Source organism: Microbacterium sp. CnD16-F (assembly GCF_024124465.1).
Taxonomy (GTDB): Bacteria; Actinomycetota; Actinomycetes; order Actinomycetales; family Microbacteriaceae; genus Microbacterium; species Microbacterium gawkjiense.
Genome location: NZ_JAMXSA010000079.1, coordinates 1 through 9,058, shown reverse-complemented (window position 1 = coordinate 9,058; position 9,058 = coordinate 1). Strand labels below are relative to the sequence as shown.

The 9,058-nt window shown below is 73.6% G+C and carries 8 protein-coding genes and 1 pseudogene; 4 read left to right on the top strand and 5 right to left on the bottom strand.

Annotated elements, in window-relative coordinates:
• A partial coding sequence (locus NH287_RS14255; RefSeq protein ID WP_253036137.1) for an FtsK/SpoIIIE domain-containing protein occupies nt 1-1,828 on the top strand: 1,828 nt, incomplete at its 5' end.
• Between the two features lie 17 nt (nt 1,829-1,845).
• On the opposite strand, the gene NH287_RS14250 is transcribed toward NH287_RS14255, so the two are convergent.
• Nucleotides 1,846-2,835 carry an asparaginase gene (locus NH287_RS14250; protein ID WP_253036136.1) on the bottom strand — a complete coding sequence of 330 codons (990 nt, stop codon included), beginning with the start codon at nt 2,833-2,835 and terminating at the stop codon, nt 1,846-1,848.
• A gap of 61 nt (nt 2,836-2,896) precedes the next feature.
• Between NH287_RS14250 and NH287_RS14245 the strand changes: the two genes are divergently transcribed.
• Nucleotides 2,897-3,391, top strand: a complete 495-nt coding sequence (locus NH287_RS14245) for an OsmC family protein (protein ID WP_253036135.1) — start codon at nt 2,897-2,899, stop codon at nt 3,389-3,391.
• On the opposite strand, the gene NH287_RS14240 is transcribed toward NH287_RS14245, so the two are convergent.
• A complete protein-coding gene (locus NH287_RS14240; protein WP_217531184.1) occupies nt 3,360-4,139 on the bottom strand; it encodes a lysophospholipid acyltransferase family protein in 780 nt (259 codons plus the stop codon). The two genes, NH287_RS14245 and NH287_RS14240, sit on opposite strands and share 32 nt — an antisense overlap.
• Nucleotides 4,140-4,279: 140 nt before the next feature.
• On the opposite strand from NH287_RS14240, the gene NH287_RS14235 reads away from it, so the two are divergent.
• Both NH287_RS14235 and NH287_RS14230 read left to right on the top strand, forming a co-directional pair.
• Nucleotides 4,280-5,239 carry an FKBP-type peptidyl-prolyl cis-trans isomerase gene (locus NH287_RS14235; protein WP_253036134.1) on the top strand — a complete coding sequence of 320 codons (960 nt, stop codon included), beginning with the start codon at nt 4,280-4,282 and terminating at the stop codon, nt 5,237-5,239.
• Between the two features lie 42 nt (nt 5,240-5,281).
• Entirely contained in the window at nt 5,282-6,364 is a 1,083-nt protein-coding gene (locus tag NH287_RS14230; RefSeq protein ID WP_253036133.1) for a 1-deoxy-D-xylulose-5-phosphate reductoisomerase, read from the top strand.
• A 31-nt stretch (nt 6,365-6,395) separates the two neighbouring features.
• Here NH287_RS14230 and NH287_RS14225 read toward each other — a convergent pair whose 3' ends face one another.
• From NH287_RS14225 to NH287_RS14215, 3 genes and pseudogenes are all read right to left on the bottom strand, one after another.
• A complete protein-coding gene (locus NH287_RS14225) occupies nt 6,396-7,970 on the bottom strand; it encodes a Mur ligase family protein (RefSeq protein WP_253036132.1) in 1,575 nt (524 codons plus the stop codon).
• A gap of 40 nt (nt 7,971-8,010) precedes the next feature.
• Complete coding sequence (locus NH287_RS14220) at nt 8,011-8,688, bottom strand: DUF1775 domain-containing protein (protein ID WP_253036131.1); 678 nt, start codon at nt 8,686-8,688, stop codon at nt 8,011-8,013.
• Between the two features lie 90 nt (nt 8,689-8,778).
• A pseudogene (locus tag NH287_RS14215) lies at nt 8,779-9,058 on the bottom strand (hypothetical protein); the annotation flags it as partial.

Genomic DNA, 9,058 nt, shown 5'->3' with positions numbered 1-9,058 from the left:
CTCCGATCGGGCGGAGCGCGCGCTCGGGCAGACCGCGGGGGACGTCCTGACCCTGCGCGAGACGCTGCGGCAAGTTCCGCCCGCCCGGCGCGGCGCACTGCCGGCGGCGTTCGGAAGCGCGGGCGGAGCGGCGGCGCCCGTCGACCTCGTGGCCGACGGCCCGCACGCGGTGGTCATCGGGATGACCGGGGCGGGCAAGAGCGAGCTGCTCACGTCGTGGGTCGTCTCGCTGTGCGCGGCGCACACGCCGTCGCAGGTGGGACTGCTGCTCGTGGACTTCAAGGGCGGCCGCACCTTCGACCATCTGGCACCTCTGCCGCACGTGACCGGTGTCCTCACCGATCTCGACGAGGCCACGACGCTGCGCGCCATCGAGAGCCTTCGCGCCGAGGTCCGCTTCCGGGAGCGCACCCTCGCATCCCTCGGGGCGCGCGACGTCGACGAAGCGGGCGAGGGGCTCGGACGGCTCGTCATCGTGGTCGACGAGTACGCGGCGCTCGTGGCGGCGCACCCGCTGCTGCACGACGTGTTCGGTGATCTCGCCGCACGCGGGCGGGCCCTCGGCATCCACCTCGTCCTCGCGGCGCAGCGCGCGAACGGCGTCTTCCGCGACGCCGTGCTCGCCAACGCCCCGCTCCGCATCGCGCTGCGGGTCGGCGATGCGACCGACTCACGTGCGGTGCTGGGCGTCGACGACGCCGCGCGGCTCTCGGGACGAGCGGATGCCCGCGGCACGGCGCTCGTGCGACGATCCGGCGACACGTCGCCGCAGCCGGTGCGGGTGGCTCTGTGCGATGCGACGGTGATCGCCGAGGCGGCGGCGAGGTCCGAGGGTGAGGGCGCGCGACGCCCGTGGTTGCCGGCTCTTCCCGAGTGCGTCCCGCTCGCCTCGGTCCGGCAGGCCGGCGTCGTCGTGCTCGGAACCGCCGACGAGCCCGAGCAGCAGCGCCAGCGCGCCGTGGTCTGGGACGAGCCGGCGCTCGCGGTGGTCGGCGGCCCGCGGAGCGGGAGGACGGGGGTGCTCCGCGCGATCGCGGCGCAGACGGAGACGCTCCCGGTGCCGGGGGATCCCGAGGGGGCGTGGGACGCACTGACGACCCTCGAGCACGTGCCCGCCGGCACCACGGTGCTCGTGGACGACCTCGACGCCATGCTTGCCGCCCTGCCGGGGGAGTACGGCGCCGTCGCTGCCGAGTCGCTCGAGCAGGCCCTGCGCGGCGCGCGCACCCGCGGCATCCGGATCGCCCTCACGACGCAGCGCGTCGGCGGCGGCGTCGGCCGGATCCTCGAGCTCGTGCCGCGGCGTCTCGTCCTCGGGACGGCCACGCGTGCCGACCACGTTGCCGCCGGCGGCGACGCGAGCGACCACCTGCCGGATCTGCCGTCGGGACGCGGACGGCTCGGGCGGACGCTCGTCCAGGTCGCCGACGCCGGCGCCCAGGACCTCTCCGTCGTCAGCGATCCGCCGCCCGTCTGGCAGCCCGGACGCCGGCCCGCGGCGGTCGTCGCGCCCGCCGGCGCGCGTCTGCGACGGCTCACGGCGGAGTGGGAACGCTGGGGCATCCCGGTGACACCCGTCGACGGGCAGGCGTCCCTGACGCGCGGCGGGGTCGTGATCGGGCCGCCCGACGCCTGGCTCGCCCAGTGGCGGCTGCTCGCCGACGCGCGCGCCGACGCGGACCTCGTCATCGACGCCGCGTGCGCGGCGGAGTACCGCGCTCTCGTCGGGTCCCGCGACCTGCCGTCGTTCGTCGTCCCCGGTGCGGGTCGCGGCTGGTGGCACGTGCCCGATCGTCCGGTGCGGCGCGTCCTGATGGAGCGCGACTGAGCGGCGGGCTGCCGGGATCAGACGGTGGGACGGATGACGCCGACGTCCCTGCCGCCGCCGGTCACCGTCAGCGGCAGGTCTGCGAGGGTGCGCGCCACGTCCGCCGCCTGCAGGGCGCCGGCGCGGACGAGCAGCGTGAGCGCCGTCACGGCGCCCGCCCGGGTGCTGCCGTCGAGCATCTTCAGCACGGCGGTGGTGCCGTTCGGGGCGATCATGGCCATGACGCCCTCGGCACCGTGCTTGGCGAACACGCCGAGGCGCTCCGTCACGATCGAGTCGGGCTGACCGGGGCCCTGGATCACCCACGGGTTCTCCCGGACGGCACGGACCAGGGTGCCCGCGCTCCGGTGCAGCGCGAACGGCGACTTCTCGGACGAGGCGCCGATGCGGTGGAAGGCCCGGGCGAGAGCGGTGAGACTCATCGCGTGCACCGGGGCGCCGCATCCGTCCGTCGCCGTCGCCGTGATCTTCGTCCCGGTGAGGCGCTCGATGACCTCACGGGTGTGGACCTGCAGCGGATGCTGCGGGTCGAGGTAGGTCGTCGTGTCCCACCCGCTCGCTTGACAGGCCAGCAGCATCGCCGCGTGCTTGCCCGAGCAGTTCATCCGCACGCGCTGCGGCCCGATCAGCTCGCGGGTCATCTCGTCGCGCGCGGCCGGGTCGCCCGGCCACGCGGGCGGGCACTGCAGCGCATCCTCACCGAGACCGGCGGCGGTGAGGATGTCGGTGACGAGGGCCACGTGCCGGTCCGTGCCGGAGTGGCTGGCGGTCGCGACGGCGAGATGCGGGCCCTCGAGCGTCGCCCCGGCCGAGACGCTCGCGAGCGCCTGCATCGGCTTCAGGGTCGAGCGGGGCAGGATCGGCGCCTCCACGGCGCCCAGCGCCGAGACGACCCCTCCCTCGGGGTCGAGCACGATCGCCGACCCCGCGTGACGGGACTCGATGAAACCGCTGCGTTCGACGACGGCGAGTTCGACGGCATCCGTCACGGCGAAGGTCTCAGGCACCCGTCCAGCCTACCCAGGGCCCTCCCGCGCCCGCCCCGGCTGCGCGTGCGAGACTGGCCGCGTGCACGACGAACACCACTATCGCGTGAAGACCCTCTGGACGGGCGACCGGGGGAGCGGAACAAGCGGGTACCGCGACTACGACCGCGCCGTCACCGTGCAGGTCGAGGGCAAGCCCGACCTGCTCGCCTCGGCCGACAAGCCGTTCCGCGGCGACCCGACGCGCTGGAACCCCGAGGACCTGCTGCTCGCCGCCCTCTCGGAGTGCCACCTGCTGTCGTACCTGCACGCCTGCGTCACGGTGGGTGTCGTCGTGACCTCCTACGAGGACGACGCGACGGGCACGATGACGCTCGACGGCAGAGGAGGCGGTTCATTCCGCGAGGTCACCCTGCACCCGCGGGTGACGGTGGCGGATGCCGCGATGGTTCCCGCGGCGGAGGCCGCCCACCGGCAGGCGCGCGAGTGGTGCTTCATCGCGAACTCGGTGAACTTCCCCGTGCGCCACGAGGCCGTCGTGACCGTCAGCGACGTTCGTGCGGCAGGACCTGCTTGAGACGCTCGACCGGATTCTGCGCGGGCACCTCGTTGTACGAGCCGGCGAGCTCCTGACCCGAGAGCGCGTGGATCGCCGACATGATGTGGTCGGTGGCCTGGCGGCGGGCACGGCCCGACGACGCCGGACCGTGATGGGACAAATCCATCGGCTCGCCGTAGCGGATCGTCACCCGCGGCGACATGCGCGGCCACTTCGCGCCCACGGGCATCGCGTCGTTCGTGCCGACGATCCCCACCGGCACGACCTTCGCGCCGGTCTCCAGCGCGAGGAAGGCGACACCGGTGCGGCCCTTGTAGAGGCGTCCGTCGAGCGAGCGCGTGCCCTCGGGGTACAGCGCGATGGCCTTGCCGGACTCGAGGATGCGGCGCTGCTGGTCGAGGGCGTCGAGCGCGGCCTGGCCCGCCCCGCGCTGCACGGGGGTGGCGCCGAGGGCGCGGAAGAAGCGGTTGCTGAACCAGCCCTTGATTCCTGACCCGTCGAAGTAGCTCGACTTGGCCAGGAAGTAGACGGGCCGCGGCGCGAACAGCGGCAGCACGAACGAGTCGATGAAGCTCAGGTGATTGCTCGCGAGGATGATGGGGCCCGACCGCGGGATGTTGCCCACGCCCTCGATGCGGGGGCGGTAGATCAGCCGTGCCAACGGGCCGAAGCCCCAGCGCACGAGGTAGTAGAGGCCACCGGCACGCGCGAGTTCGTCGTCGGATGACCCGGCGGAGTTCTCGGGGGGAATCGGCGCTTCGGTCACCTGAAGAGGGTACTGCCAAACCCATGCGGGCCAGGACATGCCCCGGTGCATCGCGGCGCTCGGAACGCCGACTCACACCCCGGACAAAAGAAGGTGGGGGAGGATGGAGGCAATCCCCGTTTCTCTGTGAGGTCTACTCCGTGCGTCTTCGTCCCTTCGCCGCCCTGTCCGCCGTCGCCGTGACCGCGCTTCTGCTGACCGGATGCGGCTCCTCCGACACCGCCGCTCCGACGCCCACCGGCTCGGCGGCCGCAGATCTCTGCGACGCTGCTGCGAAGCCGGGCGAGGCATCCGATTCCGTCGAGGTCGACGGCACCGTCGGCTCGCCCTCCACCGCGACCTTCTCGACGCCGCTCGAGCCGAAGGAACTGCAGGTCACGGTGCTCGACGAGGGCGACGGCCCCGCCGTCGAGGCCGGCGAGTTCGTGTCGTACGCGATGACCGCGTACAGCGCCGAGGACGGCAAGGAGCTCGCCACGATCGGGTACGAGCCCGGCCAGTTCCTGCCCTCGCAGCTCTCGCCCGACACGGTTCTCGGTCAGGTCTTCGGATGCGGGCACGTCGGCAAGCGCGTCGTCGCCGCGTTCCCCGCCAGTGACACGGCGCAGGCCGAGGTCTACGTCCTCGACCTGCTCGGTACGGTGCCCACCGCGGCCTGGGGTGAGCCGCAGGCCGCCCCCGCCGGCCTCCCGAAGGTCGAGCTCGCCGAGAACGGCGCGCCGAAGATCACGATCCCCGAGGGCGAGGAGCCCCCGACCCAGACCGAGGTCACGACCATGAAGAAGGGCGACGGCTACACGGTCCAGAAGGGCGACTACGCCCTCATCCAGTACACCGGCGTCCGGTGGTCGAACGGCGAGACCTTCGACTCCACGTGGGACAAGGGATCGCCCATCGCCTACCCGACGACGAACTACGTCCAGGGCTTCCAGAAGGCGCTCGAGGGCCAGACCGTCGGGTCGCAGGTCCTCGTCGTGATCCCGCCCGCCGAAGGCTACGGCGAGGGCAAGATCAACGAGGCCGACCTGAAGGGCGAGACGATCGTCTTCGTCGTCGACATCCTCGGCGCGCAGACACCGGCGGCGGCTCCCGCGCAGTGACGGCGGCCCGGCCGAGCCGGTCCCCGCGGGTAGGGTGAGCGCATGCGACGCATCCTGATCCTCGGTTCGACGGGCTCGATCGGGACGCAGGCGCTCGACGTCATCCGCGCGAACCGCGACCGCTTCGAGGTCGTCGGTCTCGCGGCGGGGCGGGATGCCGAGGGCCTCCGTCGTCAGGCGGAGGAGTTCGGCGTGGCCGCGACTGCGCTCGGGGCCGGCGACGCCGAACGTCTCGTCCGCAGCGTCGAGGCCGACGTCGTCGTCAACGGGATCACCGGATCGGTCGGGCTCGGACCGACGCTCGCGGTGCTCGAGACGGGCGCGGCGCTCGCGCTCGCCAACAAGGAGTCGCTCATCGTCGGCGGCGAGCTCGTCACCCGGCGGGCGGCCCCCGGCCAGATCGTCCCGGTCGATTCGGAGCACTCCGCGATCGCGCAGTGCCTGCGGTCGGGCGAGGCGGGCGAGGTGCGCCGCCTCGTCCTGACTGCCAGCGGTGGCCCCTTCCGCGGGCGGAGCCGCGAGCAGCTGCGGGAGGTGACCCCCCGCGAGGCGCTCGCGCACCCCACCTGGGACATGGGGCGTGTCGTGACGACGAACTCGGCCACCCTCGTGAACAAGGGCCTCGAGGTCATCGAGGCGCACCTGCTGTTCGACGTCCCCTACGACCGCATCGACGTGACGGTCCACCCGCAGTCGATCGTGCACTCGATGGTCGAGTTCGTCGACGGGTCGACGATCGCGCAGGCGTCGCCGCCCGACATGCGGCTGCCGATCTCCCTCGCCCTCGACCACCCGCGCCGCGTCGCGGGGGTGGGTGCTCCGCTGAACTGGACGACGGCGTCGACGTGGACGTTCGAGCCGCTCGACGCGGCGGCCTTCCCGAGCGTCTCGCTCGCGAAGCAGGTCGGTGTCGCCGGGTCCACCTATCCCGCGGTGTTCAACGCCGCCAACGAGCAGGCCGTCGAGGCGTTCCACGACGGCGCGCTGCCGTTCCTGGGCATCGTCGACACGATCTCGCGCGTCGTCGACGCGCATGAGCCGCCCACGGAGCTGACGCGCGAGAGCCTCGCCGACGCCGAGCGCTGGGCGCGGACCACCGCGGACCGGCTCATCGCCGCCGGCTGAGGCTCCCTCGAGTCCCGACCCTCCCCGAACGTCAGGCGGGAACCGGCCATCCCGCGCGCCGCAGGGCGTCCGTCGCGGCGCCCTCGGCGTCGAACGGCGTGCGGACTCCGTGGATCTCGCGGTAGTGCTGGTGGCCCGGTCCCGCCCACAGGATGGCGTCGCCCTCGCCGACCAGCGAGACCGCCGTCGCGATGGCCTCCTCGGGCGGGGTGACCTCGTGGATGACGGCGTCCGGTCGCGCCGCGCGCGCCCCATCGACGAGCGCACGCCGGATGAGAGCGGGATCCTCCGAGCGGGGATGCTGGTCGGTCACGACGAGCACGTCGCTCCCGAGCGCCGCGACGGCGCCCATGTCGGCGCGCTTGGTGGTGTCGCGGTCGCCGTTGGCCCCGCACACCATGACGACCCGCCCGGGGGTGACCCGACGGACCGCGTCGAGGGTCTTCGCGAAGGCGTCGGGAGAGTGGCCGAAGTCCAGGTAGAGCGCCGGGCCGTCGGCGCCCGAGATCCGCTGGATGCGGCCGGGCAGGCGCGCGTCGATGGCGCGGTGGCCGATGAGGGCGGTCAGCGTCTCCCACTCCCAGCCCGCCTCGAGCAGCATGACGATCGCGAGGCCTGCGTTGGACGCCATGTGCGGACCGATCACCGGCACCGTCGTGGTGACCGAGCCCGCCGGGCCCGACAGCGTGAAGGTCGTGCCCTCGGGCGTCTCGGCGACGAGGTCGACGCGCCAGTCGGCGGCCGCCGTCGGGTCCTCCGCGATGGCGGCGGTCAGCACCGTCGTCACCGGGATGCCGGCACGCTCGGCGATCGCCTGTCCCGCCGGCTGGTCCACGCAGACCACCGCGCGGCGCGCGCGCTCGGGGGTGAACAGGGCCGCCTTGGCGGCGAGGTACTCGGTCATGTCGGCGTAGTCGTCGAGGTGATCGTGCGACAGGTTCGTGAACCCGGCGACGTCGAAGACGAGACCGTCGACGCGGTGCCGAGTGAGGGCCTGCGCGCTGACCTCGACCAGGATCGCCTGGACGTCCTTCTCGCGCATGAGTGCGATCAGGGCGTGCATCTCGGATGCCTCGGGGGTCGTCAGCCGTGAGGGGATGACTTCGCCCGCGATGTGGCGCTCCGCCGTCGACGACAGACCCGTCGTGACGCCGAGACCGTGCAGCATCCCCTCCATGAGGTGGGTGACGCTCGTCTTGCCGTTCGTCCCGGTGACGGCCAGGAGCGGCGGGAGGTCGGCATCCGCTCCCGTTCCGTAGACGAGTGCGGAGAGTCCGCCCAGGCGCGCCCGAGGGTCGTCGACGACGAGGACCGGGACGCGGACGTCCGTCAGGAGCGCCGCGCCGTCGGCATCCGTCACCACGGCGACGGCGCCCTTCGCGATCGCGTCGGGCGCGAACTCCGCCCCGTGGCGATGTGCGCCGCGGACGGCGACGAACAACTCGCCCGCGCGCAGATCGGCGGTCGCGAGGGTCACACCGTGGACGGACACCCCCGCGAGGTCGCCCGACGCCGTCGCGCCGAGGTGGGCGGCGACGTCCTGCAGTGGCACGGCACGGGGGTGCGACGGCCGGAGGACGGGGGGAGGTGCGGAGGGGTTCTGCATGGTCCCTCCATCATCGCACCCGGCCTCCGGCCGGCCCGGGTCAGACCCGGCGTCGGTTCAGCAGGGCGACGACGAGTGCCGCGGCACCGAGCACGAGAGCGCCGCCCCCGAGCCAGGTCGCGACCGGGGCGCTCGCCGCGGCCTCCGCCTCGGGAGCAGCCCCGGCCTGGCCGTGGCCGTCGCCGTGCTCGGAGGTGCCCGCGGCCGACGCCGCAGCGACGGCCACGATCGGCGCGGGGGATTCGAGCTCCTCCGGGTCCTGACCGTCCTCGGCCACCTGCGTCCAGCCCGTCTCGCCCACCTCGCACCGCTGCGTCACGGGGAACGCGATGTCGGTGTCGCCCACGTCCGAGGAGAAGAGCGCGTCGAAGGATGCCGAGGCGGCGAAGCCGTCCTCGATCGGGGTGAGCGCGGTGTACGTCACCTGCGTCGGCGTGCCGTCGTCGCCGAGGACACGGCTGATCTTCCACACGCCGTCGACGACGGGGGTGACGTTGGCCACCCCCTCGGGGATGTCGAAGACGAGGGCCGTCGTGGGGGAGCCGTCGCAGCCGTGGCTGAACGAGAAGTCCAGGCGCGACGTGGCGCCGGCGGCGGCACCGTCGGCGTGGACGTGGACGTGGGCGGATGCCGCCAGGGGGGCGGCGAGGACGAGGGCGCCGCCGAGGGCGATGCCGGTGAGGGTGAGCGCCGAACGGCGCGGGGAACGCGTGGTCATGAGTCGATGTCTCCCGAAGAGGTGTGCGGGGCGCGCCCGAGGGCAGGCCCGCGCGGAAAGGTGAGGAACGTGCCGCCCTGGGCGGCCGGCTCAGCGGGGAGGTCCGCGGCGGGAGAGATCGGCGAGGGCGAGGCGGGGGCGGAGGCCCCGCGGCGTCGTGAGCGGAAGGGCCGGCGCGGGCCATCCGCCCGTCGGCGGGGCGACGACGGCGACGCGCAGGAGGGAGTGGATGCCGCGTGCCACGGCGCGCAGCATCCGTTCGCCGTGGCAGACCGCCACCGCGGTGACGACCGCGGCGAGGGCGTGGCCGGCGATCATCGCGCCGTCGACCGAGACGGTGCCCCCGGCGGTCGCCCCGAGCGCGAAGGCG

What these genes read in the sequence shown, in the direction of transcription:
- NH287_RS14230 (WP_253036133.1), top strand. Translation starts at nt 5,282, where the DNA reads ATGCGACGCATCCTGATCCTCGGTTCGACGGGCTCGATCGGGACGCAG.
- NH287_RS14220 (WP_253036131.1), bottom strand. Translation starts at nt 8,688, where the DNA reads ATGACCACGCGTTCCCCGCGCCGTTCGGCGCTCACCCTCACCGGCATC.
- NH287_RS14225 (WP_253036132.1), bottom strand. Translation starts at nt 7,970, where the DNA reads ATGCAGAACCCCTCCGCACCTCCCCCCGTCCTCCGGCCGTCGCACCCC.